This is a genomic window from Pseudomonas sp. JS425, assembly GCF_018223845.1.
Lineage (GTDB): Bacteria > Pseudomonadota > Gammaproteobacteria > Pseudomonadales > Pseudomonadaceae > Aquipseudomonas > Aquipseudomonas asiatica.
On record NZ_CP073661.1, the window covers coordinates 2,082,119 to 2,106,985 of the forward strand.

The following is a 24,867-nucleotide window of genomic DNA, read 5'->3' on the forward strand; positions in this document are numbered from 1 at the left end:
AAGAGAGCCGGGCATCCGTCTGGACTCGATCTATGCGCGGCCCTGCAGCCTTCTCCCCAGATTAGCCACCAGCCAACTTACTTGAGCGGCACGTAGATATCCGTTTGCCATTGCTCCAGCGGCGTTTCCGGATACACGCTCAAGTAGTGAAAGAACAACGGATGATCCCGCAGTTCCTCGTCGCTCGAAGGTAGCCAGTCCCGATAAAGCGGATAGATGGTTTCGCCAATGTAGTCAGGCGAGCCGGTATGCCGGATAACGGCGCAGCGGCCCGCCGGGATGATGCGTTCGTGCACGCCAAAATCGTTGGGCTGCACGGCTTCGCATATCTCGCCACACACGGCGAAGCGAAAGGCGTGCGCCGGGGTGGTGTCGGGGTTGTCGTAGGGGATGCCGAAGGTTCGGCAGCTGGCCACCGGTGACTGGCCGCTTTGAATGCGCCATTGGCGAAAACGCGCGACGCTTTCACTGACCAGGCCGGGCGCCCCTTGGTGTTCGAGCGCGGCCACATGGGTTTCGGCGAAATCCACGATGCGGATCTGCATGGTGATACTCCTTGAAAGATGAGGAACAACGAAAACCGCACTCCAGGCCTGCCAGTTCGGGGCCTTGGCGAATACGCTCGGCGCCATGCCAAACGCACGCTTGAAAGCCCTGGAAAAGGCTTCGGGGCTTTCGAAGCCGGCGCCGAAAGCTGCCTCCAGCACGGAGATGGCAGGCGAGGCGACCAGTTGGTGCGCCGCGCGTCGAAGCCTCATCAGTTGCACATACCGTGAAACCGGAATGCCCATGTATGCCGTGAACTGCCGATGGAAATGAAATGCCGAGAAGTGCGCGACGCGGCTCAGGGCATTTACCGACAGGTCACCTTCGAGGTGGCTGTCGATGTAGGCAAGCACGGCTTCGAACCGTTTCGCGTAGGTCGCTTTGTGCTGTGAGTCAGTCAACGAACGGAATCTCCGGGAGGTGCGGTGAGCGCTAGCATCCGTTGTTCAGCCATGCAGGCGCCTAGCCGGGATTGCTGTATCGGGGATTGTCTTGACCGTGCCGTGGATGGCACCGGTGCTTCGGTGTTCGCAGGGGAGGGCAGTAGGGTGAATGCAATCGCTGGCGCTTCCGTGCGAGAGGAAGCACCAGCGTAACCGGCCCGGCATGATCGGTCGACTGGGCGAAGCGGGTCGTTCACGCTGATCAATGAACTCCGAGCCTCGCCAGCGCACTCCGCCGCCCAGTTTCAACTGCGGCAGTGCCTGCAGGCGGGAGCTGGTGAGGCAGCACCAGGCCTGCATAAAACCACTGGAGTAAATCAATCTGATTTACAATTGCGTCCCTTTTGCCGAGGCTGACGTTTCGTGGATGCCCTGTCGCTTGTCTTTGAGCACCTGACCGAGTGGGTAATTACGCCCGTTACCGACCAGTTTCTCGGCATTTTCAATATGAACGGCCGTTTCGGGGCCTTGTTCCTTTGCATCTCCTATGGCGCAGCCTATGGCCTGTTCCGCTTCAGGAAGCAGCGCGGCCTGAGCGACGCCCAGTCGTTCTGGCAGTTCATCGGCGGCGCCCTGGTACATCTGCATCCCTCGGCGCTGCTGGACTACCGCTACTACTTCGTGCGGGCCATCCTCAAGGTTGCACTGGTGCTGCCCGTCGTCCAACTGGTCGACCCCTACATCCTGCGCTCCGGCGATTACCTGGCCTTTTTCAGCAACCTCTGGGGCGCGCGACCGCGCCTGGGCGAGAACCTTGCACTGTCCCTGCTCTACGGGTTGGGGGTGTTCCTGCTCAAGGACTTCATCCATTACTGGGCGCACCGGGCCTTTCACTCCCGCTGGCTCTGGGCCTTTCACAAAGTCCATCATTCGGCGCCCGTGCTGGTGCCGGCGACAGCGAGCCGGGTGCATTTCGTGGAAAAGATCGTCGAGAAACTGAGCACAGGCATTGGCATCGGCTTCTACGCCGGATGCTTCTGGTACCTCTGCGGCGGTGAAGTCAGCCGCTACACCCTGTTCGGCGTGACCTACCTGGTGTTCATCTTCAACAGCCTGGCGGCCAATCTGCGGCATAGCCATGTCTGGCTGTCGTTCGGCCCGCAGCTGGAACATGTGTTGAACAGCCCGGCCCAGCACCAGATCCATCACAGTGACGCCCCGCGCCATTTCAACCGGAACTTCGGCACCAACCTGTCCCTCTGGGACTGGATGTTCGGCACGCTCTATGTCACTACATCAACGCCCGAAAGCATCCGCTTCGGCACCGGTGAGCAGGACCACCAGCGTTACCTGACGGTCTATAGCCTGATCGTCACGCCCTTTGTCGAAACCGGCCGTAAGGTCCTGATGAAATGCCAGCGCAAGGCTGTGCTCGGCGCGTCCGGCAGGGCAGGCCGTTAGCTGATCCCGTGTTTGTTGCGAACGACTGACCGCTCAGGCGGGGAACTGGGCTATCCAGTGCCTGGCAATCTCTTCGCGCCGGCAGACCCACACCCCGTCGTGGTCCTGCACGTAATCGAGAAAGCGCGCCAGCGCCATCGCCCGACCAGGATGGCCGCTGATCCGTCCATGCAGGCCAACGCTCATCATCTTCGGGTGGTGCGCGCCCTCCTGCCACAACAGGTCGAAAGCATCCTTCAGCAGCCGGAAGAAGTCTTCACCGCAGGCGAAGCCATTGGGCAGCAGATAGCGGGCGTCGTTGTTGACCAGTGTGTACGGAATCACCAGGTGGGCGGGCGAGCCTGGGAGCCAATAGGGCAGATCATCATTGTAGGCATCCGAGCTATAGAGAAACCCGCCTTCCTCACGCAACAGGCGGCGGGTGTTCTGGCTGACCCTTCCTGTATACCAACCTACGGGGCGTTTACCGCAGATCTGCTCGATCACGTCGATGGTGAGGCGGATATGGCGCCGCTCCTGGTCTTCAGGCATGTCGCGATAGTCCAGCCAACGGTAGCCATGCCCGGCAATCTCATGTCCGGCAGCGCAAAGCGCATGGCCAACCGCCGGGGTCAGTTCCAGTGCTCGGCCAACGGCAAAGGCGGTCAGCGGCAGCCCCCTGGCGCCGAACAGCTCCAGAATGCGCCACACACCTGCGCGCGATCCGTATTCGTACATGCCCTCGACGCTCAGGTCCGGTTCCCCCACACGCGGCGGGCGGCCCGGTAGCTCATGAAGCCAGGCCTCCGACTGTGCGTCGCCATTGAGCATGCATGACTCCGCACCCTCTTCGATGTTGAGTACGAACTGGACCGCGACGCGCGCCCCACCGGGCCATCGCGGGTGGGGTGGGTTGCCGCCATAACCGATCAGGTTGCGAGCGGACATCAGCCCAGCTCGAAGGTCGTTACGGCGAACACACGTTCGTGTGCGATCGCCGGAGGAGGGCCGAGGTACATGCGTGCGCAGCCGAAAACCTCGATCATGCCCTGTTGGCGCACAAGCGCCATCGCGGCGGGGTTATTCTCGGGGGCATCCAGAAACAGCGGGCAACCTCGCGCAAATTCTGCCAGGCGCGCGTAGAGGGCATTGGCTGCCAGCGCGTCATCGGCGAACAAGGGGCCGATCTTGTAGCCTTCCCGGCAGCGCCTTGCCACGCCATAGCCGCTAAGCCTGCCCTCGCGGCGGCAACCCACGGCGAGTGCATCGGCCTGGGCTATCCACCCGCTCAGGAAGGCTGCGCGCGCGGCAGGGAAGCAGGTGCGGTCGTAATCGACCACCTCATCGAACGGGAAGGTGGCCAACGGGACGATGTCCTGGTTGTCTACCTGCGAAGGCGCCGGGCGTTCGGTGGCCTTGGCACGAAAACGCATGTTGCGATGGGAGAAGACGAACCCACCCTTGGCGTAGTAGTCCTGCATTGCGAAGACGCCATCCATGCCAATGCTCGCGCCTGGGCGCAGGCGGGCGAGGAGTCGCTCGCGGCGTGCGTGCCAGAGGGTATCGCCCAGGCCTTGACCGCGATACTCGGGCCGGACGATGAAAAAGCCCATGAAACCGAATTCGCCGTTGTAGGAAGTGATGGCACCGCCACCGATCAATTCGCCGCCCCAGGACGCTGCAATGAAGGCGGCAGGGTCCGTGGCCCAGAACAGCTCGGCATCGTGAACGCCGGGATTCCAACCCTCACGGGCAGCCCAATCGACGAGCTCGTCCAGTTCGGGACGGGTCATGTTGCGTATGACCAGCTGATTCGACACCGCTAAGTTCCCCCAGTTGCTAACAGGGCGGATGGTTCATCGTCACTCGGAACCCTTTGGGTATAGCTTTAACGCGAGTATTGATCCAGGCCGTTACGACGCCTGCAGGGCATGTTCATCGTGATAGATCTGAGTAGTTTCGTCATTCGGCCGATGCGGGCGACGTTTCGGTTTGGCAGGTGATCAGAAGTCGTAGAGCTGGGCGGGGTTGTCGCGCAAGATCAGGGTCTGGGTTTGCTCCTTTGGAGCCCAGCTCATCAGCAGGTCAAGGATCAGCGCATCGTCGGGTTTCTGCTCGGCGGCAAGCGTCGGGTGCGGCCAGTCGCTACCCCATAGCATGCGATCAGGGCGATGGTTGATCAGTGCACTGGCGACTCGGCCGACGTCCTCGAACAGCGGTGCTCCGATTTTCGAGCGAAGATAAGGTGCCGACAGCTTGATCCATGCCCGGTCGGTGTCCAGCAACCGCACCAGTGCGGCGAAAGCCGGCGACTTCAGCGCGTCTGGCTGTGGCACATGGCCCATGTGGTCGATAACGATCTTGCCTGGCAAGGCCAGCAAGCGCGGGGCAACCTCGGGCAGCAGCGGCCCGGGAGCGACCTGTACGTTCCAGCCCAGTTCGCCGACCCGCGCGGCCAGGCTTTCTAGCCCATCGAGCACCTGGCTGCCAACGCTCAGGTTGAAGCGGATACCACGCACTCCTGCCTGGTGCAGTTCGGCAAGCTCTGCGTCGGTAATCGCATTGGACACAACCGCCACACCCCGGGCATCGCCGCGGCTGCGCAACAAGCCATCGAGCATCACCCGGTTATCGGTGCCGTAGGTCGATGGCGTGACGATGACCATGCGGCGGATGCCCAGGCGCTGCTGCAGTTTGCGGTAATCCTCCAGCGAGGCATCCGCCGGCAGCAGGGTAGCTCCGGGTGCGGCCGGGATACGGCTGTCGTAGAGGTGCATGTGGCAGTCGATGCTGCCTGCGGGCGGCGTCAGGCGCGGGTGCGCATCGCCCTTGCTGAAGGGCACGTCGGCTATGGCGCCCATGGAGGCGACAGCACCCAGTGCACCGGTGGCCTGCAAGAATTGACGACGAGACAACGTCATGGATATTCCTCGTTTATTGTTGTTGTGAAATGACGATGCCCACGTTCCTGAGGCAGGAAAGCGGGCATCGAAGTACGGCTTGCGCGGCTTATTTCGCGCTGAGGGCGCTGGCTGCCTCAGCTTGCTCGCGCTGGCGCTTGCGGCCAATCACCAGTACCGCGAGCCCGGCCACGGTGCACAGCGCGGCCAACGGCATCAGCGCCAAGGAGTAGCTGCCGGTGGCATCGTGAATGGCGCCATAGGCATTGACCATGATGCCTCCGCCAATCAGGTTGGCCATGGCGCCCACGGCTGCCAGCCCCGCAGCAGCAGTCGAGGAGGACAGCCAACCCGACACCAGCGCCCAGAACGGCCCTTTCATCGAGTAGGCGCCCACCAGGACCATGGTCAGCATCACTACCGTTGCCGGCAGGGACGAGGTGAACAAGGTCATCAGCAGGCCTGCTGCAATCAGCAGCATGGTCATTGCGGTGTGCCAGCGACGCTCGCCGGTACGGTCGGAACTGCGGCCCCAGATGATCATCAGCACCGAGGCGATGCCGTAAGGGATGGCGTTCACCAGGCCGATTTCCATGGCGCTGAGGCCAAAGGTTTTCAGCAACTGCGGGGCCCACACGCTCATGGTGCTGCCAGCGGCAGAAGCGCCCGAGTAGATCAGTGCCAGCACCCAGATGTCTTTGTGGCGCAGCAGCTTCCACAGCGAAATATGGCCGATGGCGGTCTTTTTCGAGGCTTCATCAGCCAGGCGCTTGGTGAGCCAGCCGCGTTGCTCGTCACTCAGCCACTTGGCCTGCTCGGGGCGGTCGGTAAGCACGAACAGGCAGGCGATGCCCAGCAGTACGGCTGGAATGCCTTCGAGAATGAACAGCCAATGCCAGCCACGCATGCCCATCCAGCCATCCAGGTTCAGCAGCAGGCCCGACAGTGGCGAACCAATGAAGTTGGCGGCAGGGATCGCCACCATGAACAGCGCCACCATGCGCGCGCGGTAGGCAGACGGCAGCCAGTAGGTGAGGTACAGCAGCACGCCCGGGAAGAAACCGGCCTCGGCAGCACCCAGCAGAAAGCGCATCACGTACAGTGAATTGGCACCCTGAACAAACGCCGTGCCTGCCGAGATCAGGCCCCAGGTGATCATGATGCGGGCTATCCAGATGCGTGCCCCGTAGCGTTGCATGGCCAGGTTGCTGGGCACTTCGACCAGGAAGTAGGCAAAGAAGAACAGGCTGCTGGCGAAGCCGAACACCTTGGCCGTGAGCTGCAGGTCCTCGTTCATCTGCAGGGAAGCCATGCCGATATTGCCGCGATCGATGATCGCGATCAGGTAGCAGACGATCAGAAAGGGCAGCAGTCGCCAGGCGATACGGCGCATGGTGCTGCGTTCGAGTTCATCCGGCAGCGATGTTGCTGAAGTCATGGTGCTCTCCAATTGTTTTTTTTCTGGAGTGACGCGTGTGAACGTGCCCCGCTCACGAGAGGCACGCGAGGGGTGCGATCAGCTGGCGAAGAGGTGGCGGTTGACCACGCAACGCGGGTCCAGAGCATTGCCCGCCCACACATCGAGAACCTGCTTCAGCGCTACCAGGCCTACCCGTTCGCGGGCCTCGGTGGTGTTGGCGCCGACATGCGGCGTGGCGACCAGTGTCGGCAGGCCCCACAGCGGGCTGTCTGCAGGCGGCGGCTCGGGGCTGAAGGTATCCAGGCCGGCGCCGGCGATGCGGCGTTCGCTGAGCGCTTTTACCAGGGCGTTGGTGTCGATCAGCTCACCACGGGCAGTGTTGATCAGGATGGCGCCTGGGCGCATGCGCTCGAGCTGGGCAGCGCCAATCAGGTTGTGGTTGGTCTCGGTCAGCGGGCAGTGCAGGCTGATGATATCGCTTTCAGCCAGCAGGCGATCGAAATCCTCTTCGCGCTCGACGTGCGGGCGCTCCGGCAGTTGCTTGAGGTAGGGGTCGAACACCTTGACCTTCATGCGCAGTGGCGCCACCAGGTCCATGAGGATGCTGCCGATCGAGCCCAGACCGATAAGCCCCAGGGTTTTGCCCGACAGCTCCATGCCGTTGGCCGAGGATTTGTCCCAATGCCCGTCACGCATGCGCGCATCCAGCAGTGCGGTTTGACGTGCCACGCTGAACATCAGGGCGAAGGCCAGCTCGGCCACCGACTGGGCATTGGCGCCCAGGGCGATCGATACCGGGATGCTGCGGTCGGCGGCGGCCTGGAGATCGATGGTGTTGTAGCCCACGCCGTGCTTGGCGATCACTTTCAGGTTGGCTGAAGCGTCGATCATGGCGCGGGTCAGTTTGCCCTGGCGGACCACGATGGCATCGGGCTGTTCAGCGCGAATGATCGCTTCCAGTTCTTCGGCGGGCAGGTAAGGCGTAGTGGGGACGACTCTGACGCCCTGTTCGGCGGCAAGGTTCATGGCCTCGGCAGCAAGCTCAGGGCCGGTCAGCAGAATGGTACGGGACATCGTGGATACCTTGTTCTTGTCTGGGAGCGGTTCGGGCGCAGTCTGCCGCTCATCTGCGGCAATGGGATAAACCCTATCATAATGAAACGCTGTTGCAAGAAAATTAAGATGCTCGTCGATAGCAAGCAAAAATAGCCGACAAAAATCAATTGCCACGACTTTAATGAAATGACATTCTAAAAACAGATTCGGCAGCGGCCGATGACATCGAATAACACCAAGAGAGGTATGTCACATGAGCATTGGCTTCCAAGTGCTTGAGCGCGCACGTAAAGTCGGTGATGAGTGGGTTGCACGTTATCGTGAGGTTCCGGTTGCCAACGTCAGCGATTCGATGAACCGGATGACTGCAGGTGGTGCCCGCCTGCGCCCCATGCATCGCGAAGGTGTGCTGTGTGGCCCGGCCTTGACAGTCAAGGCGCGCCCAGGTGACAACCTCATGCTGCATTACGCGATCGATATCGCTCAGCCTGGCGATGTGATCGTGGTCGATGCCGGTGGCGATCTGACCAACGCCCTGATCGGTGAAATGATGGTGGCCTACGCGGTCAAGCGTGGCTTGGCCGGTATCGTCATCAACGGCGCCATTCGCGATGCAGCCAACATCGGTGCGGGTGACTTCCCGTTGTTCGCTGCTGGCGTTTCGCACCGTGGCCCATACAAGGACGGCCCGGGCGAGATCAACGTGCCGATTGCCATTGATGGTATGGTGATCGAGCCAGGCGACCTGGTGATCGGTGATGACGATGGCCTGCTGTGCGTGCCTTACGACCACGTCGCCGAGGTCTATGCTCGCGCCACCGCCAAGCACACTGCCGAAACCGCACAGATGGAACACATTGCCCAAGGCACCAACGACCGTTCCTGGGTCCTGGAGTCCTTGAAGAAGAAAGGCTGCCTGCTGCCAGGCTGATCCAGCATGCGCTGCGCACCTTGCGATGGGGTGTGCAGCGGCTGTTGGGTCGGTGTCGGTCGCGGGTTCTATTGAGGATTCGCAGACTTGTCCGATTCATCGTCACCGCATCGCAAGCGTTGGCCCGCCGCCGTGCGGGCGCTCGCTCATCGCAACTTTCAGATCTATTTCGCAGGCCAGGGTGTTTCCACTCTGGGCAAGTGGGTTCAGCAGGTTGCATTGGCCTGGCTGGCCTATCATCTGACCGGTTCTGCCGTACTGCTGGGGCTGATCACCTTCCTTTCGCTCGCGCCGCAATTGCTCATCGGCCCGTTGGCAGGAGCGTGGATCGATCGGCATGACAAGCGCCGGTTGCTGATCATCGTGCAGCTTATCCTGATCGCGCAGTCGCTCGTGCTGGCGCTTGCAACCTGGCGCAACTGGATCGATGGTCCGTTCATTGCTGCCATGGCATTGCTGCTTGGCTTGCTCAATGCCTTGGAAACCCCTCTGCGCCAAGCGCTGATCGGCAGTTTTGTCGACGACCCGGCCGACCTGCCGAACGCGTTGGTGCTCAATGCCATGTTGATCAATGCCGCACGGTTCGTCGGCCCGCCATTGGCCGGTGGGCTCATTGCCCTGGCCGGCGAGGCGGCCTGCTTCGCCCTTACTGCCGTGGCTTTCATGGCCTTGCTGGGTGGCTTGCTGAAAGTGCGCGGTACTGCTGGCCCAAAGGCCAGTGGCTCAACCGCGCAAGTGTTTCGCGAAGGGTTGTTGTATCTGTGGCAAACGCGCAACGTTCGCCAGTTGCTGGTCAACGTGATCATGGTCAACTTGTTGGCATCCTGCTACGCGGCACTGCTGCCGATCCTGGCCAGGGCCGTGTTCGCTGGCGATGCGCGAGTGCTTGGATGGTTGTGGGGGGCGGCAGGCGCGGGCGCGTTCGTGGCCACGCTGGTGCTGGCGGTTGGCGGTGCATTGCCTCGCCTGCGGCAGTTCACCGATGCTGGAGCACTGCTATGCGCGGTTGCGCTGATCGGTTTGTGGATGGCGGGTGCGCTGCCACTGGCGTTGCTGGCGCTGGGCGTTCTGGGTTTCGGCATCACCCTGAGCAATGTCAGTACCAACATGCAGCTGCAAAGTGGTGCACCCAGCCATTTGCGTGGCCGGGTGATCGCTTTCTATATTGCCATGCGCTTCGGCTTCGAAGCTTTGGGCGGCATGGCGGCGGGGCTGATCGCGGCCCGCTGGGGAGCGCCGGCGACCTTGGGGGTCGCCGGAGGGTTCCTGATGATCGGGCTGTTGGGTCAATACGGCATGCGTCGTCGCAGCTGAGCGGTCAGATTGTCTGGCCTTGGCCGTGAGGCGTCTGCTGCTTGGCGGGGTCGCCCAGCCAAAGCATCAGGCAGGTGCCGACTAGCAGGATCGATGCAACGGCAAAGAACGGCATGCTGAAGCTATGAGTGGCGTCCTTGATCAGGCCGATCAGGAACGGGCCTGTGAAGCCGCCCAGGTTGCCGATCGAGACGATCATCGCCAGGCCGCCAGCGGCGGCGCGACCGGTCAGGAAGGTCGAAGGTATCGCCCAGAACGTGGCCTGGAATGACAGGATGCTCGCCACCGCCACGCACAGGCTGGCGATCTTCAACACCGGCTGGTCAAGCAGGGCGGCGGCCACCAGGGCCACGGCGGCCAAGGCCAATGCACTGACCACATAGGGCAGGCGGTGACGGCTACGGTTGGCCAGCCGTGCCCACATCGTCATCGCCAGTGCCCCGAGCAGGTAGGGCAGGGCGACCACCAGGCCCACCACGCCGCTATCGATGCCCAGGCCTTTGATGATCTGTGGCAGCCACATGCCTATGCCAATCGAGCCGACGATGCAGCAAAAGTTGATGGCCGCCAGGGTGAACACCTTGGGGTTGGTCAAAGCTGCGCGCAGCGTATTGCCATGAGATGCACCGATGGCCTGTTGTTCTTGGGATAGGCGCTGGTCAAGCCAGGCTTTCTCTCGCGGGTTGAGCCATTTTGCCTTGGCCGGGGTATCGACCAGCACGAAGAGGCAAGCGATGCCAAGCAGCACGGCCGGCATCGACTCGGTGACCAGCAGCAGTTGCCAGTTCTTCAGGCCCAAGACGCCGTGCTGTTCCATCAGCCAGCCGGACAGGGGCGAGCCGACGATGTTGGCCGCAGGAATGCCCAGCAGGAAGGCGGCAGTGGCTTTCGCCCGCCATTTGCCGGGGAACCAGTAGGTGAAGTACAGGTATACGCCGGGCGTGAAGCCCGCTTCGGCAAGCCCAAGCAAAAAGCGCGCAATGCTGAAACTGATTGGCCCGGTGGCGAACGCGGTGGCCATGGAGATCAGCCCCCAGGTGATCATGATTCGCGCAATCCACACCCGTGCGCCGAAGCGCTGCATTAGCAGGTTGCTGGGGATCTCGAACATGAAGTAGCCGAAGAAGAACAGGCCGGCCGCCCAGCCGAACATCGTCGCGGTAAGGCCCAGGTCCTGGTTCATGCTGATGGCGGCGAAGCCGACATTGGTGCGGTCGAGGTAGCTGATCACGTAGCAGATGAAGATGAACGGCACCAGGCGCCACAGCACGCGGCGCATCAGGCGTTCGCCCTCGGCGTCGCTGAGCGGCGCCTGGGCAGCGGGGGTTTCGTGGGTCATGTCGTCACTCTTTTGTAATTGTTGTGTGCCCTGACAGGGGGCTGGTTCAGCTGTGGGAATACATTGGCAGCCCAGGCGCAGTGGTGCGCACCTGCAGAATGCTGCCGGTTTCGGATTCGGTGATGTACAGGGTTTGCCCGTCATTGCCGCCGAAGGCCAGGTTGGTGTTGCTGATGCCTGCGCAGGAGACGATGCGCTGCAATGGCTCAGCGACTTTCGACAGCTTCCATACCGAGCCGAAACCGGTATGGGCGATGTACAGGTTGCTCTGCGCATCGAGGGCCAGGCCGTCGGGCCCGCCCAGGCCGCCATGCAACTGGGCGAAAACGCCCACCTTGCCGATGATCGAGCCGTTGCCCAGCGGGATGCGCCAGATCTGTTGCGCGCGTGTCACGGCTACCAGCAGATGATTGAGGTGCGGGTCGTAGACGATGCCGTTGGGGCTGGGGATGGTGCCAAGCAGGCAAGTCAGGTTGCCGCTGGCGTCGAGCTTGTACACGCGACCGCTGGCATCCTGCAGCCCGGTCTGGCCTTGGTCTGTGAAATACAGGTCACCGTTGGGTGCAAACACCAGGTCGTTGACGCCTTTGAAGCCTTCCGAACCAGCTGAGTCCAGCAGTGCTTCGATAGCACCGGTATCTGGGTCGAGCAGCATGATCCCGCGCTTGTAGTCGGTAATGAAGATGCGTCCGTCCTGGTGAATCTTCAGGCCGTTCGGCCAGCCATCGTACTGACACACCAGTTCCCATTCGCCCTGCGGCGAGATGCGGAAAATTCGCCCGTTGGGAATGTCGGTCACGTAAAGCCGGCCTTGACGATCGAATGATGGGCCTTCGAGGAACGAGTCGATGGCACGGCCCTGGCGGTTGGCATTGGCCCAGGCAGTCGGGCGCGGGTCGCGGAAGCGGTCGGGCAGGCGGGTGAATACCGTGGTTTCCACGGTCGGCGGGGCAGCAAAGAAGCTCATGGGCGCTCCTGTAGGGCCGGGGGACGCCTGGGCGTCCGATTGTTGTTTTGACGTATTTAATGCAATGGCGTTGCAAAATAAAACAAAAGCGGACGAAGGGTGAAGCTGTTTTTGCGGCGATTCCTGATTTTTTGGTTGTTCGTCGCGGCCTATTGACGAGATTGCGATAATCTGCCTCCATATAAAGAAATGCCGTTTCAAAATAATAACAACGATCCTTTGGAGTCTCTTGCTTGAAATCCCTACCTTCCATCTGCCGCATTGCCTTGGCAGCAGGCGGCAGCGTCATAGGCTTGTCTGCCCAGGCCGACCTGATCGGTGACAGCCACGCGAACTTGTCGATGCGCAATTTCTACTTCAACAGCGATAACCGCGACGGCACGGCGCAGCCCTCCAGAACCGAGGAGTGGGCGCAAGGCTTTCTGCTCGACCTGCGCTCCGGTTATACCGACGGTGTGGTTGGTTTCGGCGTGGACGCCACGGCCATGCTGGGCCTTACGCTGGACAGCGGCAGAGGGCGGCATCAGGGCGGTAGCATGATTCCTTCCGATGGCGATGGCGCAGCTGACCGCTGGAGCAGCGCCGGTGCCACCGCCAAGATGAAGATGAGCCAGACCGAGCTGCGCGTGGGGCAGCTGATGCCCAGGTTGCCGATACTGGTGGCCTCTGATGGCCGGTTGCTGCCGCAAACCTTCCAGGGCGTGCAATTGCAGTCCAGTGACATCGATAACCTCACGCTCATCGGCGGGGCGCTGAACCGCGCCAGGGGCCGGGCTTCGACCGACCTTACCGGCATGGCCGTAAACGGCGGCACTCAGGAGAGTGACCGTTTCAACTTTGTCGGTGCCGACTACCGCGCCACCAAAACGCTGCTGCTGCAGTATTACGCCGGGCAACTCGAAGACTACTATCTGCAGCAGTTCACCGGCCTCAATCACACCCTGGCGTTGACCGATGACAGCTCGTTGACCACTGACCTGCGCTATTTCCGCACCCGTGCGGACGGTGCCAACGGCAGTAGCTCAGGGCGTAGCCAGGGCTATACCGTTGGTGGATACACCAAAGGTAGCGACGGGGAAATCGACAACGACCTGTGGAGTGCGGCGTTCACCTATCGTTTGCGGGGCCACTCGCTGACCCTGGGTTATCAGCGTGTTTCCGACGATAGCAACTTCGTGCAGATCAACCAGGGATCGATCGACAAGGGGGCTGGTGGCAGCAGCCTGTATCTGTGGACGGACAAGATGCTGCTCAGCTTCACGCGCGCTGGTGAGCGTACCGGGTTTGCCCAGTACGGCTATGACTTTGCTGCCAACGGCATACCTGGGCTGAAGGCTTCGGTGATCTATCTGAAAGGCGACCACATCCAGGCAGCCGCAGGCGCCGAACAGTCGGAGTGGGAGCGAGACTTCTCGCTGGACTACGTGATCCAGGGCGGCACGTTCAAAGGGCTTGGCGTGGCCTGGCGCAACGGCAAATCGCACAGCGAGGCAGCACGTAATGGTGACCAGAACCGCCTGATCATCAACTACACCCTGCCGCTGTTCTGAGCATCGGCCAGCGCAGCGAACAGGGCCGCATCGGCTGTAAGGTTCGCTGATTGCCAGGTCTGCGAATATTTGCCCCATACGATAGCGATCAACCTCTAGCCAGCAGGCGCAGATATATTGCCCTGCTGGCTTTTTTTACCTTGCACACACAGCGCATGCTACGTTGGCGATGGCCGACCGTTGTCGGATAATGAGGTTTTTCCGCCCTTGCGTACAATCGAGGGCTTCGATCCTGTGAGGTTTTGCAAATGGTGAAAGCGCGGCCGCGTCCAGCGGTAAATGGTGTGGCATCGGCAGACCGTGTTTTGACCGTGCTGACCGCGTTTCAGATAGGCGACTCTGCGCTGAGCCTGGTTCAGCTGGTTGAACGTACCGGCCTCATCAAAAGCACGATCATGCGCTTGATGGTGTCCCTGGAAAACCATGGCTTCATCACGCGCATGGCTGACGGGCGTTATCAGCTAGCCAGTGAAGTCATGCGCTTGAACACGGTCTATCAAGAGGCATTGGACCTCGAAAGGCATGTTATGCCACGTTTGCACGATTTGGCTGAAAAGTCGGGTGAGACCGCCTCCTTCTATGTGCGCCACGGTGCATATCGGATGTGCCAGTACCGTGTTAACTCTTCCCATCGACTTCGCCTCAATCTTCAACCCGGCGACATGCGGCCGATGGATGAAGCGGCGGGGGCTCAGGCGTTGCGCGCGCCGTATCACATCGGTATTGCATTGCAAAAACCCTACTACTCGAAGGGAGCCACCGACCCGCATGCCGCTTCAATGGCGCTGCCCATCTACGGAGCGCAGCAGGAACTGATGGGAGCTCTTGTCATTTCAGGACCAGCAAGCCGTTTGACGGAGGAATATGCCGAAAGCCTCAAGGTCATGTTCTTCGAGGCGGCACGTGATCTGATGCGAAGCCTGGGCTTCAAGCCTGCGTCATTGGAGGCCGAGGCGGTCCAGTAAGCGCGCCTCATGGGCCCGGCTTGCGGTGTCTTTGTCGAGCAGCCTGGCTGATTGAGGCGGCCAGGCACTGATTGACAAAGCCGTGCAGCTTTGAAGCCGCGCGCAGTCATTTGTAGGAGCAGCCTTGTGCTGCGAAGAGGCCGGTACTGGCAATCCATATCTGTTGCCCGTATCGGCCTCTTCGCAGCACAAGGCTGCTCCTACAAACGATGCGCCAGGCGAGCGATCGTTGTTCTCTGCGCGGCAGCGCAGCCCAAAGGGGTGGGCCGTCTCCTGCAAGAGCAGCCAGCATAAGCATGGAAAACAAACCGCGTCGGTTTCAGGATGCGCCTGGTCGTTCGCACGCAACCCCCGGGCGCCACAAGTGCCATGCTTGCAGGATGCCTCGGACCAGTGCGCGCAGACGTACGGCCGCAGGCAAGGAGGCCGCTGGCTCCACGCAACCGTGACGTGGCCGGCGCGCCGCAGCAGAACACGCCGGATACCTGCCCTCACAACAATTCAGGCAGGGTCCGTGATGCCGAGGTCCGCTGTATGCCTGATGAATTGCTCCACCTGCCTGTGATCCAACGCATTCTGGCCCGTGACAAGGATACCCCCGGCGCGCTGTTGCCGATCCTGCATGCCATCCAGCACGACATCGGCTACATCCCCGATGCCGCTGTCGCCGAAATTGCCCATGCCCTGAACCTCAGCCTGGCCGAGGTGCGTGGGGTTATCAGCTTCTACCACGATTTCCGCACCACGCCACCGGCGCGCCACACCCTGCGCCTGTGCCGCGCCGAGTCGTGCCAGAGCCGGGGCGCCGAGGCGCTGGCCGCGCAACTGCGCGAACAGCTGGCGCTGGACGACCACGGCACCAGCGCCGACGGCGCCATCAGCCTGCGCCCGGTGTACTGCCTGGGCGCCTGTGCCTGCTCGCCAGCGCTGGAGCTGGACGGCCAGGTGCATGCGCGCCTTACCCCGGAGCGCCTGCGCGCGCTGGTCAACGCTTGCCGGGAGGACGCAGCATGCTGAAGCTGTATATCCCCTGCGATTCGGTAGCCCGTGCCGTGGGCGCCGACCAGGTTGCCGATGCATTGCAGCGTGAGGCCGAGCGCCGCCAGCTGCCGCTGGATATCCAGCGCACCAGCTCCCGCGGGCTGTATTGGCTGGAGCCGCTGCTGGAGTGCGACAGCGCGCAAGGGCGCCTGGGTTTCGGCCCGGTCACCCCGGAAGACGTGCCGTCCTTACTCGACGCCTTGACCGGTGAGCCCGGTGAGCCCGGTGAACCTGGTGGCCACTCGCTGGCCCTGGGGCCGGTCGAGGACATCCCTTACCTCAAGACCCAGCAGCGCCTGCTGTTCGCCCGCGCCGGCATCACCCGCCCATTGTCGCTGGACGACTACCGTGCCCATGGCGGTTTTGCCGGCCTTGAAGCGGCCGTGGCCCTGGATGGTGCCGAGGTGGTCGCCGCCGTGCTCGATTCCGGCCTGCGCGGCCGCGGCGGTGCTGCGTTCCCGGCCGGCATCAAGTGGCGCACCGTGCGTGACGCCGGGGCCGGGCAGAAGTACGTGGTGTGCAACGCCGACGAGGGTGACTCCGGTACCTTCGCCGACCGCATGCTGATGGAAGGCGACCCGTTCCTGCTGATCGAGGGCATGATCATTGCCGGCCTCGCCGTGGGTGCCGACAAGGGCTACATCTATGTGCGCTCGGAATACCCCGACGCCATCCGCGTGCTTGACCAGGCCTTCGCCATCGCCCGTGACGCCGGCTATCTCGGCAGCGACGTGGCCGGCAGCGGCCAGGCCTTCGACCTGGAAGTGCGGGTCGGCGCCGGCGCCTATATCTGCGGCGAAGAAACCGCGCTGCTCGAATCCATCGAAGGCAAGCGCGGCATCGTTCGCGCCAAGCCTCCGCTACCCGCGCTGCAGGGCCTGTTCGGCCTGCCGACGCTGGTGCACAACGTACTCACCCTGGCCTCGGTACCCGTCATCTTGGCCAAGGGCGCGGCGTTCTATCGCGACTTCGGCATGGGCCGCTCACTGGGCACCATGCCGTTCCAGCTGGCCGGCAACATCCGCCAGGGCGGCCTGGTGGAACGCGCCTTTGGTCTGACCTTGCGCGAGCTGGTGGAAGGCTATGGCGGCGGCACGGCCAGCGGCCGGCCATTGAAGGCCGCGCAGGTGGGTGGCCCGCTCGGTGCCTGGGTGCCGCCCAGCCACTTCGATACGCCGCTGGACTACGAAGCCTTTGCCGCCATGGGCGCGATGCTCGGCCACGGTGGTGTGGTAGTGGCCGACGACACCCTGAACATGGCCAGCATGGCGCGCTTCGCCTTGCAGTTCTGTGCCGAGGAATCCTGTGGCAAGTGCACCCCGTGCCGCATCGGCTCGACCCGCGGCATGGAAGTGGTCGACCGGCTGATCGCCACCAGCGACATGACCGAGCGGCATGACCAGGCCCTGTTGCTGCGCGACCTGTGCGACACCATGCAATACGGCTCGCTGTGCGCCATGGGCGGCATGACCGCTTATCCGGTGGCCAGCGCGCTGAAGTACTTCCCCGCCGATTTCGGGCTGACCCACACGGAGGCCGCGCAGTGATCAATTTCTTCGACCCCGCTTCTGATAAAAGCAGCGACCTCGGCACCCCGGCCCGTGACAGCGAGGTACAGGTCAGCCTGAGCATCGATGGCCGTGCCATCACTGTGCCCGCCGGTACGTCGGTGATGCGTGCCGCGGCCATGCTCGGCACCAGCATCCCCAAACTGTGCGCCACCGACAGCCTCGAAGCCTTCGGCTCGTGCCGCATGTGCATGGTGGAAATCGAAGGCATGCGCGGCTACCCGGCGTCCTGCACCACCCCGGTCAGCGAAGGCATGGTAGTGCACACCGAAACCCCGCGCCTGGCCGGCCTGCGCCGCAACGTGATGGAGCTGTACATCTCCGACCACCCGCTGGACTGCCTGACCTGTTCGGCCAACGGTAACTGCGAGCTGCAGACCGTGGCCGGCCAGGTGGGCCTGCGCGAGGTGCGCTACGGCTATGACGGCGCCAACCACCTTGCCGAAAAAAAGGACGTATCCAACCCGTACTTCGACTACGAGCCTAGCAAGTGCATCGTCTGCAGCCGCTGTGTGCGTGCCTGCGAGGACATCCAGGGCACCTTCGCCCTGACCATCACCGGGCGCGGCTTCGAATCGCGAGTGGCGGCGGCGGGTGGTGAGAACTTCCTCGCCTCCGAGTGCGTGTCTTGCGGCGCCTGCGTGCAGGCCTGCCCGACCGCGACCCTGACCGAAAAGAGCCTGGTACAGCTGGGCCAGCCCGAGCGTGCGGTCATCACCACCTGCGCCTATTGCGGCGTCGGCTGCTCGTTCCGCGCCGAAATGAAGGGCGACCAGCTGGTGCGCATGGTCCCGGACAAGAACGGCGGCGCCAACCACGGCCACGCCTGCGTCAAGGGCCGCTTCGCCTGGGGTTACGCCACCCACCCGGACCGCATCACCAAGCCAATGATCCGCAAGCGCCTGGAAGACCCATGGCAGGAAGTCAGCTGGGACGAGGCGGTGACCTACGCCGCCAGCGAGTTCCGCCGTATCCAGCTGAAGTACGGTCGCGATTCCATCGGCGGCATCACCTCCAGCCGCTGCACCAACGAAGAAGCCTACCTGGTGCAGAAACTGGTGCGCACGGCGTTCGGCAACAACAACGTCGACACCTGCGCGCGGGTATGCCATTCGCCCACCGGCTATGGCCTGAAGCAGACCCTGGGTGAGTCGGCCGGTACACAAAGCTTCGACTCGGTGATGCAGGCCGACGTGGTGCTGGTGATCGGCGCCAACCCCACCGACGCCCACCCGGTATTCGGCTCGCAGCTCAAGCGCCGCCTGCGCCAGGGCGCGCGGCTGATCGTGATCGACCCTCGGCGCATCGACCTGGTCGACTCGCCGCACGCCCGCGCCGAGCTGCACCTGCAACTGCGCCCCGGTACCAACGTGGCCATGCTCAACGCCCTGGCCCACGTGATCGTCACCGAAGGCCTGCTGGCCCAGCGCTTCATCGATGCCCGCTGTGAAACCGAGGATTTTGCCCGCTGGCGCGACTTCGTCAGCCTGGCGGAAAACGCCCCCGAAGTGCTTGGCCCGGTCTGCGGCGTGCCTGCCGAGCAGATCCGCGCCGCCGCCCGGCTGTACGCCACCGGCGGCAACGCGGCGATCTACTACGGCCTGGGCGTGACCGAGCACAGCCAGGGCAGCACCGCGGTGATGGGCATCGCCAACCTGGCCATGGCCACCGGCAACATCGGCCGTGAAGGGGTAGGGGTGAACCCGCTGCGCGGGCAGAACAACGTGCAAGGCTCGTGCGACATGGGCTCGTTCCCCCACGAACTGCCCGGCTACAGGCACATTTCCAACGAAGTTGTGCGCGCCGAGTTCGAGCAGGCCTGGGGCGTGACGCTGCAGCCTGACCCGGGCCTGCGCATCCCCAACATGTTCGAGGCTGCGCTGGACGGCAGTTTCAAGGCCCTTTACTGCCAGGGCGAGGACATTGCCCAGAGCGACCCCAACACCCAGCACGTCACCGCGGCCCTGCTGGCCATGGAGTGCGTGGTGGTGCAGGACATCTTCCTCAACGAAACAGCCAAGTTCGCCCATGTGTTCCTGCCGGGCAGCTCGTTCCTGGAGAAGGACGGTACCTTCACCAATGCCGAGCGGCGTATTTCGCGGGTGCGCAAGGTCATGGAGCCGTTGGCCGGGAAGGCCGACTGGGAGGCGACCATAGCCCTGGCCAATGCCTTGGGCTACCCGATGAGCTACCGTCACCCGTCCGAGATCATGGACGAGATCGCCCGCCTTACGCCTACCTTCCGCCGCGTCAGCTACGCCGAGATCGACCGCCACGGCAGCCTGCAGTGGCCGTGCAACGACGCAGCGCCGGATGGCACGCCGACCATGCACATCGACCAGTTCGTACGTGGCAAGGGGCGCTTCATGCTCACCGGCTACGTGCCCACCGAGGAGAAGGTCAACAACCGCTACCCGCTGCTGCTGACCACCGGGCGCATTCTCAGCCAGTACAACGTCGGCGCCCAGACCCGGCGTACCGGTAACGTTGCCTGGCATGACGCCGACCGCCTGGAAATCCACCCGACCGACGCCGAAAGCCGTGGCATCCAGGATGGCGACTGGGTCGGCATCGGCAGCCGCGCCGGGCAGACGGTGCTGCGCGCCAAGGTCAGCACGCGGGTGGCGCCGGGTGTGGTGTACACCACCTTCCACTTCCCAGAGTCGGGGGCCAACGTGATTACCACCGACAATTCCGACTGGGCCACCAACTGCCCTGAGTACAAGGTGACGGCGGTGGAGGTGGTGAAAGTGTTCCAGCCGTCGCAGTGGCAGAAACGCTACCAGGACTTCAGTGACGAGCAGCGGCGGTTGTTGAAGGAGCGTCGTATTGCCGAGAAAACCGAGGTACGCCGATGAGCAGTGAGAATCTGGTCAAGATGGCCAACCAGATTGCCCATTACTTCGACAGCGAGCCAGACCGGGCGCTGGCGGTGCAAGGGATACGGCAGCATCTGCAGAGCTTCTGGACGCCTGCGATGCGCCGGCAACTGGCGGAATGGGCCGAGGCCAATGCAGGGGAGGGGCTGGACCCGAAGGTGCAGGAAGCGTTGGCCTAGATACTTCTTGTAAGAAATCCCTGTGGGAGCGGGTTTACCCGCGAATGCGTCGTTGGACTCACCGCCGCTTTCGCGGGTAAACCCGCTCCCACAGGGGCCCTGCAATTTCAAGGAATCATGTGTCCTCCTGAGGAAGGCAAACTCAGCCGCGGGCGAGTTCTGCCAGGTGGGCAGTTACTTCCTCGGTCTTGAGCACCAGCACATCCCCCTCCAGCGAATCCAGCACCACCTCCGCGGTATTACCAATCAATGCCCCGGAAATCCCCGTGCGGCACACCGTGCCGATCACCGTTACCACGGCATCAAGCTTCTTCTCGGTATGCGGAATCAGCACATCCGCCGGCCCTTCGGCCACATGCAGGCACTCGTCGCTGATGCCGTACTCGGCCTGGAACGCCTTGCAAGCCTCGCGGTAGCGCTTCTCGATGGTCTCGCTCAGTTGGTACGCCGGGTCCGATGCCGACAGCATCGGCGACGGATGAGCGCTGATGACATGAAGCTCGCCCTTGGCCAGCCCGGCAATGGCATAACCATGGTCGATGATGCTGGCATGCAGGCGGCGGTGGTCCTCGTCCTGGTTGCCCACGTCCACCGCGGCCAGAATCTTGCCGCCGGTCCACGGCCGCTCGCTCTTGACCATGAGCACGGCACACGGGCATTGGCGCAGCAGCTTCCAGTCGCTGGGGGTGAGCAGGGCCTTTTTCAGCGGGTTGTCCGGGCGGTGTTCCTTGATCACCAGCTCGCAGCCCTCGGCCTGCTGCACGTAGATGATGGTGTCGTGCAGGTTGTCGCGCCAGGCCTCCTCATGGGTGACGCTGTCGTACCCGTCATCATGCAGCTGGCTGCTCAGCAGGCTTAGCAGCGCGCTGTGGTCATGCCTTTTGTCGCACATCAGCAGGTGCAGGCGGGCGCCGGTGACGCCGGCGATCAGCTTGGCCCGGGTCAGTGCCCGGCTGTGGGCGTGCTCGGGGTCGAGGACGACGAGGATGCTGCGGACGGCTTGCATGGGCGTTAACTCCCTTCAAAGGTGGCGACCAATGCCTGACTATAGTCGGCGCTTCCCCCGCTGGCGCTTGATGTACATCAAGCATAGTCACTGGCGCCGCCCGCCGCCGCCGGTATAATCGCCGGCCCTGCCTGTTCTTTGTGGTCGCACGCTCATGTCCCTGATCCCCGAAATCGACGCCTTTCTTGGTTGCCCGACACCAGACGCCTGGATCGAAGCGGCGCTCGCCGACCAGGAAACCCTGCTGATCGACCACAAGAACTGCGAGTTCAAGGCTGCCAGCACCGCCCTGAGCCTGATCGCCAAGTACAACACCCACCTCGACCTGATCAACATGATGTCGCGCCTGGCCCGCGAGGAGCTGGTGCACCACGAGCAGGTGCTGCGCCTGATGAAGCGTCGTGGCGTGCCGCTGCGCCCGGTGTCGGCGGGGCGATATGCGTCGGGGCTGCGGCGGCTGGTGCGCGCCCACGAGCCGGTCAAGCTGGTGGATACGCTGGTGGTGGGGGCGTTCATCGAGGCGCGCAGCTGCGAGCGCTTTGCCGCGTTGGTACCGCATCTGGACGAGGAACTGGGCCGCTTCTACCACGGCCTGCTGAAGAGCGAAGCGCGCCATTACCAGGGTTATCTGAAACTGGCGCACAACTATGGCGAAGAGGCAGACATTGCCCGCCGGGTGGACCTGGTGCGTGCAGCGGAGGTGGAGCTGATCCAGTCACCGGACCAGGAGCTGCGCTTCCACAGCGGTATCCCGATGGCGCAGGCCGCCTGATTCGCACCAGGCGGCCCAGGCGTCAGTGACGGCGGCCCAGCAGCAGGCCGACCACCAGCCCGAGGCCAGCGGAAATGGCCACGGTCTGCCACGGGTGGCCACCGATATAGTCCTGGGTAGCGTCCATCACCGGTTGCGCCTTGCTGCGTACCTTGTCGGCGGCATTGCGCGCCTGGCGTAGCTTGAGGCTTACCTGCGTGCGCAGGGTTTCCGCCTCGTCACCCACCAGGGCGGCGCTGTCGTTCAGCAGTTTTTCCGACTCTTCGATCAGCGCCTGCAGTTCGCTGAATACCTGGTCCTTGATCTGATCGCTGTCGGTCAGCGGGGCGTTTTTCCGGGCCATGAACTCGTCCTCGTCGATGGTGTGGCTTGAACAATGGATGCCGGCGCGTCGGGAAAGTTGCGGCGGCTTTGGGCTGTTGCAGTACCTGGGTGTAAGATAGCGGCCATTTTCAAACCTGCAGGTACCTTCATGAGTTTCAATCTGGCCAACATGAGCTTCGAGGAACGGGCGCAGATCGAGGCAGAGAAGGCCCGGCTGTTCGAGCTGTGGCAGAACAACCTGGGCAAGGCCAAGGGCGAAGCGGCACGGTTGATCGCCGAGAAACCACGGCGCAAAGGCAAATGGGCCGAGTGGGTGCGCGCCGAGCTGGATGGCATGTCGCCGCCCGAATACGCCAACATGGTGCGCAGCGAAGTCAACAAGCTGATGGCCGCAGCCAGCGCCAGCCGCTGATCACACCCCGCCAGGCGCCTACCAGTAGGCGCCCTTGGGCAGGTCCAGCTTGCCCTCGTCGGTAAAGCGCACGGTCCCCAGCAGCCCGCCGGCCAGCTTGCCGCGCAGCACATAGGGCAGGCCTTGCAGCGAGTCCACCTGGCCCAGCCCATAGGCCTGGCGCAGGAAGGAAAACGCCGTGATGCTCACCGGCACCACGATCACCGCTTCGCCATAACGGCCGATGTGCCCCTGCTGGTCGCTCACCCCGGCAGCCAGCGGCTGGCCGTTCACCTCCAGGTTCAGGGCGATGCCGTTGTAGTCGATCGGCGCCTCGTTGGGGTTTTGTACCCGCATCTTCACCGCCATGCGCAGTTCCAGCTCCTGCCCGGGCAGCGGCTCGATACCGATCACGCTGATATTGACCGGGTCGCGTGCCTGGAACAGCGCACAGGCCCCCAGGCCGCAGGCCAGCAGCAGGACCAGGAACAGGCGGGCGTAGCGGTGCAGACGGGCAGCCATGGAGTGCGACCTTGCCAGAGTGGGCGAATGGGCAGTGTGGCAAATACGCGTCGACGTTGAAAGTCACCGCCCAGATGAAAGATACTGTTTCTCATTAACGCCCGATAACTTCTCCTACTGGCCGTTCCCGAACCCATGCTGACTTCTCCCGCGCCGGGCCTGCTGGCAAGCTTCCAGGAGCACTACGACGACCTGCTTCAGTTCCTGACCCGGCGCATGAGCGACCGTCAGCGCGCTGCCGATGTCGCGCAGGAAACCTACCTGAAGCTGGTGAACATCGACCAGCAGGCGGTGCCGGTGCTGCACGCGCGCAGTTTCATCTTCCGCGTGGCCGGCAACCTGGCGATCGATGCCTTGCGCCGCGAGCAGCGCATTGCCGCCAGCCACGACGACAGCGAGCGGGCAGGTGAGGTCGCCTGCCCGGCGCCGGCCCCGGAAGCGGCCTTGCTGGCCCGGGAGCGCTTGCAGATCCTCGACCAGGCGCTGCTGCAGCTATCCGACAATGCCCGCCAGGCGCTGTTGCTCAACCGCGTCGACGGCCTGACCCAGGCGCAGATCGCGCAGCGCCTGGGGGTTTCCGAAAGCATGGTGGCGAAATACATCGGCCAAGCCCTGCGCCATTGCCGCAACTGGCTCAAACAGGCGGGGGTGGCTGCTGCACTGGTGTTGGCCGTTGGTGTGGCGGGTTGGCAGAAGGCGCCAATGCTGCTGGCGGATTACCACACCGGGGTAGGTGAGCGACAGGTGATTACGTTGGCAGATGGCACGCGGGTGACGCTGAACAGTGCCACAGCCCTGAGCGTGGTGTTCAGCGACCGTGAGCGGCGGGTGGTGCTGGAATCTGGTGAGGCCTTGTTCGAGACCGCCGATGATTCACGGCCCTTTGTGGTCGACACGGCCGGTGAGCGGGTGCAGGGGAGTGCGGCCACCTTCAGCGTGCGTCGCGATGGCCGCGTGGTATTGGCCCATGGCGAAGCCAAGGTTGGCGAACATGAACTGGCAGTAGCGGCCGATGCCGGCACGCAGATGGCCTGGCAGCGCGGCAAGCTGATCTTCAACGGCAAGCCGCTGGGGCAGGTGCTGGCGGAGCTCGAGCGTTATCGGCATGGGCGGATCGTGTTGTCCGATAGCAAGCTGGCGGCGATGCAGGTCAGCGGGGTGTTCGACCTCGATGAGCCGGAGGCCCTGTTGCGGACCCTTGAGCAGCGTTATGGGCTGAAGGTGACCTACCTGCCGTGGTTGGCCGTGGTTCATTGATTCGCCTGTGCCGGCCTCTTCGCGGCTGAAGCCGCTCCCACAGGTACTGCACAGGTCTGGAAGGCTGTGGAGATCCCTGTAGGAGCGGCTTTAGCCGCGAAGAGGCCGGCACAGGAA

At 63.1% G+C, this 24,867-nt stretch carries 23 protein-coding genes; 12 read left to right on the forward strand and 11 right to left on the reverse strand.

The window, feature by feature from the left end; translation table 11 throughout:
* Positions 1-77: 77 nt before the first annotated feature.
* Positions 78-947, reverse strand: a complete 870-nt coding sequence (locus tag KDB76_RS09580) for an AraC family transcriptional regulator (RefSeq protein WP_024086588.1) — start codon at positions 945-947, stop codon at positions 78-80.
* Positions 948-1,352: 405 nt separating this feature from the next.
* Between KDB76_RS09580 and KDB76_RS09585 the strand changes: the two genes are divergently transcribed.
* The gene (locus KDB76_RS09585) at positions 1,353-2,390 is read left to right on the forward strand and encodes a sterol desaturase family protein (protein WP_038409187.1); all 1,038 of its coding nucleotides are present in this window, start codon (positions 1,353-1,355) and stop codon (positions 2,388-2,390) included.
* A 33-nt stretch (positions 2,391-2,423) separates the two neighbouring features.
* On the opposite strand, the gene puuE is transcribed toward KDB76_RS09585, so the two are convergent.
* The 5 genes from puuE to KDB76_RS09610 form a co-directional block, all read right to left on the reverse strand.
* The gene (gene puuE / locus KDB76_RS09590; protein ID WP_024086590.1) at positions 2,424-3,317 is read right to left on the reverse strand and encodes an allantoinase PuuE; all 894 of its coding nucleotides are present in this window, start codon (positions 3,315-3,317) and stop codon (positions 2,424-2,426) included.
* Positions 3,317-4,189 (reverse strand): GNAT family N-acetyltransferase, encoded by an 873-nt coding sequence (locus KDB76_RS09595; protein ID WP_024086591.1) that lies wholly within the window; start codon positions 4,187-4,189, stop codon positions 3,317-3,319. The genes puuE and KDB76_RS09595 overlap by 1 nt, the downstream gene beginning before the upstream one ends.
* A gap of 183 nt (positions 4,190-4,372) precedes the next feature.
* Entirely contained in the window at positions 4,373-5,290 is a 918-nt protein-coding gene (locus tag KDB76_RS09600; protein WP_024086592.1) for an amidohydrolase family protein, read from the reverse strand.
* Positions 5,291-5,378: 88 nt separating this feature from the next.
* The gene (locus KDB76_RS09605) at positions 5,379-6,707 is read right to left on the reverse strand and encodes an MFS transporter (protein WP_013971792.1); all 1,329 of its coding nucleotides are present in this window, start codon (positions 6,705-6,707) and stop codon (positions 5,379-5,381) included.
* A gap of 78 nt (positions 6,708-6,785) precedes the next feature.
* Positions 6,786-7,763, reverse strand: coding sequence for a hydroxyacid dehydrogenase (locus tag KDB76_RS09610; protein ID WP_024086593.1), 978 nt, complete (start codon positions 7,761-7,763; stop codon positions 6,786-6,788).
* 235 nt (positions 7,764-7,998) lie between these two features.
* On the opposite strand from KDB76_RS09610, the gene KDB76_RS09615 reads away from it, so the two are divergent.
* Positions 7,999-8,676 carry an RraA family protein gene (locus KDB76_RS09615; RefSeq protein ID WP_013971794.1) on the forward strand — a complete coding sequence of 226 codons (678 nt, stop codon included), beginning with the start codon at positions 7,999-8,001 and terminating at the stop codon, positions 8,674-8,676.
* 132 nt (positions 8,677-8,808) lie between these two features.
* Entirely contained in the window at positions 8,809-9,990 is a 1,182-nt protein-coding gene (locus KDB76_RS09620; RefSeq protein WP_013971795.1) for an MFS transporter, read from the forward strand.
* Between the two features lie 4 nt (positions 9,991-9,994).
* Here the strand turns inward: KDB76_RS09620 and KDB76_RS09625 are convergent, their stop codons facing one another.
* Together KDB76_RS09625 and KDB76_RS09630 are read right to left on the reverse strand one after the other, a co-directional pair.
* A complete protein-coding gene (locus KDB76_RS09625) occupies positions 9,995-11,329 on the reverse strand; it encodes an MFS transporter (protein WP_013971796.1) in 1,335 nt (444 codons plus the stop codon).
* A gap of 46 nt (positions 11,330-11,375) precedes the next feature.
* A complete protein-coding gene (locus KDB76_RS09630; protein WP_013971797.1) occupies positions 11,376-12,296 on the reverse strand; it encodes an SMP-30/gluconolactonase/LRE family protein in 921 nt (306 codons plus the stop codon).
* 233 nt (positions 12,297-12,529) lie between these two features.
* On the opposite strand from KDB76_RS09630, the gene KDB76_RS09635 reads away from it, so the two are divergent.
* The 6 genes from KDB76_RS09635 (at position 12,530) to KDB76_RS09660 (ending at position 20,478) form a co-directional block, all read left to right on the forward strand.
* Complete coding sequence (locus KDB76_RS09635) at positions 12,530-13,846, forward strand: OprD family porin (RefSeq protein ID WP_024086594.1); 1,317 nt, start codon at positions 12,530-12,532, stop codon at positions 13,844-13,846.
* A gap of 248 nt (positions 13,847-14,094) precedes the next feature.
* On the forward strand, positions 14,095-14,811 hold the full coding sequence (locus tag KDB76_RS09640) for a helix-turn-helix domain-containing protein (RefSeq protein WP_024086595.1): 717 nt from the start codon (positions 14,095-14,097) through the stop codon (positions 14,809-14,811).
* 534 nt (positions 14,812-15,345) lie between these two features.
* Positions 15,346-15,828, forward strand: coding sequence for a formate dehydrogenase subunit gamma (locus KDB76_RS09645; protein ID WP_013971800.1), 483 nt, complete (start codon positions 15,346-15,348; stop codon positions 15,826-15,828).
* Positions 15,822-17,399, forward strand: coding sequence for a formate dehydrogenase beta subunit (locus KDB76_RS09650; protein ID WP_013971801.1), 1,578 nt, complete (start codon positions 15,822-15,824; stop codon positions 17,397-17,399). Before KDB76_RS09645 ends, KDB76_RS09650 begins: the two co-directional genes overlap by 7 nt.
* Positions 17,396-20,278: a formate dehydrogenase subunit alpha gene (gene fdhF / locus KDB76_RS09655; RefSeq protein WP_013971802.1), complete on the forward strand. Its 2,883-nt coding sequence runs from the start codon at positions 17,396-17,398 to the stop codon at positions 20,276-20,278. The genes KDB76_RS09650 and fdhF overlap by 4 nt, the downstream gene beginning before the upstream one ends.
* The gene (locus KDB76_RS09660; RefSeq protein ID WP_013971803.1) at positions 20,275-20,478 is read left to right on the forward strand and encodes a formate dehydrogenase subunit delta; all 204 of its coding nucleotides are present in this window, start codon (positions 20,275-20,277) and stop codon (positions 20,476-20,478) included. The genes fdhF and KDB76_RS09660 overlap by 4 nt, the downstream gene beginning before the upstream one ends.
* Positions 20,479-20,620: 142 nt before the next feature.
* Here the strand turns inward: KDB76_RS09660 and KDB76_RS09665 are convergent, their stop codons facing one another.
* Positions 20,621-21,484 (reverse strand): universal stress protein, encoded by an 864-nt coding sequence (locus tag KDB76_RS09665; RefSeq protein ID WP_013971804.1) that lies wholly within the window; start codon positions 21,482-21,484, stop codon positions 20,621-20,623.
* A 154-nt stretch (positions 21,485-21,638) separates the two neighbouring features.
* Between KDB76_RS09665 and miaE the strand changes: the two genes are divergently transcribed.
* Entirely contained in the window at positions 21,639-22,256 is a 618-nt protein-coding gene (miaE, locus tag KDB76_RS09670) for a tRNA isopentenyl-2-thiomethyl-A-37 hydroxylase MiaE (protein ID WP_013971805.1), read from the forward strand.
* Between the two features lie 22 nt (positions 22,257-22,278).
* On the opposite strand, the gene KDB76_RS09675 is transcribed toward miaE, so the two are convergent.
* On the reverse strand, positions 22,279-22,599 hold the full coding sequence (locus tag KDB76_RS09675) for a DUF883 family protein (RefSeq protein ID WP_013971806.1): 321 nt from the start codon (positions 22,597-22,599) through the stop codon (positions 22,279-22,281).
* 129 nt (positions 22,600-22,728) lie between these two features.
* Between KDB76_RS09675 and KDB76_RS09680 the strand changes: the two genes are divergently transcribed.
* Positions 22,729-22,992 (forward strand): hypothetical protein, encoded by a 264-nt coding sequence (locus tag KDB76_RS09680; RefSeq protein WP_003256287.1) that lies wholly within the window; start codon positions 22,729-22,731, stop codon positions 22,990-22,992.
* Between the two features lie 18 nt (positions 22,993-23,010).
* On the opposite strand, the gene KDB76_RS09685 is transcribed toward KDB76_RS09680, so the two are convergent.
* Positions 23,011-23,493: an LEA type 2 family protein gene (locus KDB76_RS09685; RefSeq protein ID WP_013971807.1), complete on the reverse strand. Its 483-nt coding sequence runs from the start codon at positions 23,491-23,493 to the stop codon at positions 23,011-23,013.
* Between the two features lie 135 nt (positions 23,494-23,628).
* Here KDB76_RS09685 and KDB76_RS09690 point away from each other — a divergent pair, with 135 nt between their 5' ends.
* Complete coding sequence (locus KDB76_RS09690) at positions 23,629-24,750, forward strand: sigma-70 family RNA polymerase sigma factor (protein WP_013971808.1); 1,122 nt, start codon at positions 23,629-23,631, stop codon at positions 24,748-24,750.
* Positions 24,751-24,867 lie beyond the last annotated feature (117 nt).

What these genes read in the sequence shown, in the direction of transcription:
- puuE (WP_024086590.1), bottom strand. Translation starts at nt 3,317, where the DNA reads ATGTCCGCTCGCAACCTGATCGGTTATGGCGGCAACCCACCCCACCCG.
- KDB76_RS09600 (WP_024086592.1), bottom strand. Translation starts at nt 5,290, where the DNA reads ATGACGTTGTCTCGTCGTCAATTCTTGCAGGCCACCGGTGCACTGGGT.
- KDB76_RS09605 (WP_013971792.1), bottom strand. Translation starts at nt 6,707, where the DNA reads ATGACTTCAGCAACATCGCTGCCGGATGAACTCGAACGCAGCACCATG.
- KDB76_RS09610 (WP_024086593.1), bottom strand. Translation starts at nt 7,763, where the DNA reads ATGTCCCGTACCATTCTGCTGACCGGCCCTGAGCTTGCTGCCGAGGCC.
- KDB76_RS09615 (WP_013971794.1), top strand. Translation starts at nt 7,999, where the DNA reads ATGAGCATTGGCTTCCAAGTGCTTGAGCGCGCACGTAAAGTCGGTGAT.
- KDB76_RS09625 (WP_013971796.1), bottom strand. Translation starts at nt 11,329, where the DNA reads ATGACCCACGAAACCCCCGCTGCCCAGGCGCCGCTCAGCGACGCCGAG.
- KDB76_RS09630 (WP_013971797.1), bottom strand. Translation starts at nt 12,296, where the DNA reads ATGAGCTTCTTTGCTGCCCCGCCGACCGTGGAAACCACGGTATTCACC.
- KDB76_RS09640 (WP_024086595.1), top strand. Translation starts at nt 14,095, where the DNA reads ATGGTGAAAGCGCGGCCGCGTCCAGCGGTAAATGGTGTGGCATCGGCA.
- KDB76_RS09645 (WP_013971800.1), top strand. Translation starts at nt 15,346, where the DNA reads ATGCCTGATGAATTGCTCCACCTGCCTGTGATCCAACGCATTCTGGCC.
- KDB76_RS09650 (WP_013971801.1), top strand. Translation starts at nt 15,822, where the DNA reads ATGCTGAAGCTGTATATCCCCTGCGATTCGGTAGCCCGTGCCGTGGGC.
- KDB76_RS09660 (WP_013971803.1), top strand. Translation starts at nt 20,275, where the DNA reads ATGAGCAGTGAGAATCTGGTCAAGATGGCCAACCAGATTGCCCATTAC.
- KDB76_RS09665 (WP_013971804.1), bottom strand. Translation starts at nt 21,484, where the DNA reads ATGCAAGCCGTCCGCAGCATCCTCGTCGTCCTCGACCCCGAGCACGCC.
- miaE (WP_013971805.1), top strand. Translation starts at nt 21,639, where the DNA reads ATGTCCCTGATCCCCGAAATCGACGCCTTTCTTGGTTGCCCGACACCA.
- KDB76_RS09675 (WP_013971806.1), bottom strand. Translation starts at nt 22,599, where the DNA reads ATGGCCCGGAAAAACGCCCCGCTGACCGACAGCGATCAGATCAAGGAC.
- KDB76_RS09680 (WP_003256287.1), top strand. Translation starts at nt 22,729, where the DNA reads ATGAGTTTCAATCTGGCCAACATGAGCTTCGAGGAACGGGCGCAGATC.
- KDB76_RS09685 (WP_013971807.1), bottom strand. Translation starts at nt 23,493, where the DNA reads ATGGCTGCCCGTCTGCACCGCTACGCCCGCCTGTTCCTGGTCCTGCTG.
- KDB76_RS09690 (WP_013971808.1), top strand. Translation starts at nt 23,629, where the DNA reads ATGCTGACTTCTCCCGCGCCGGGCCTGCTGGCAAGCTTCCAGGAGCAC.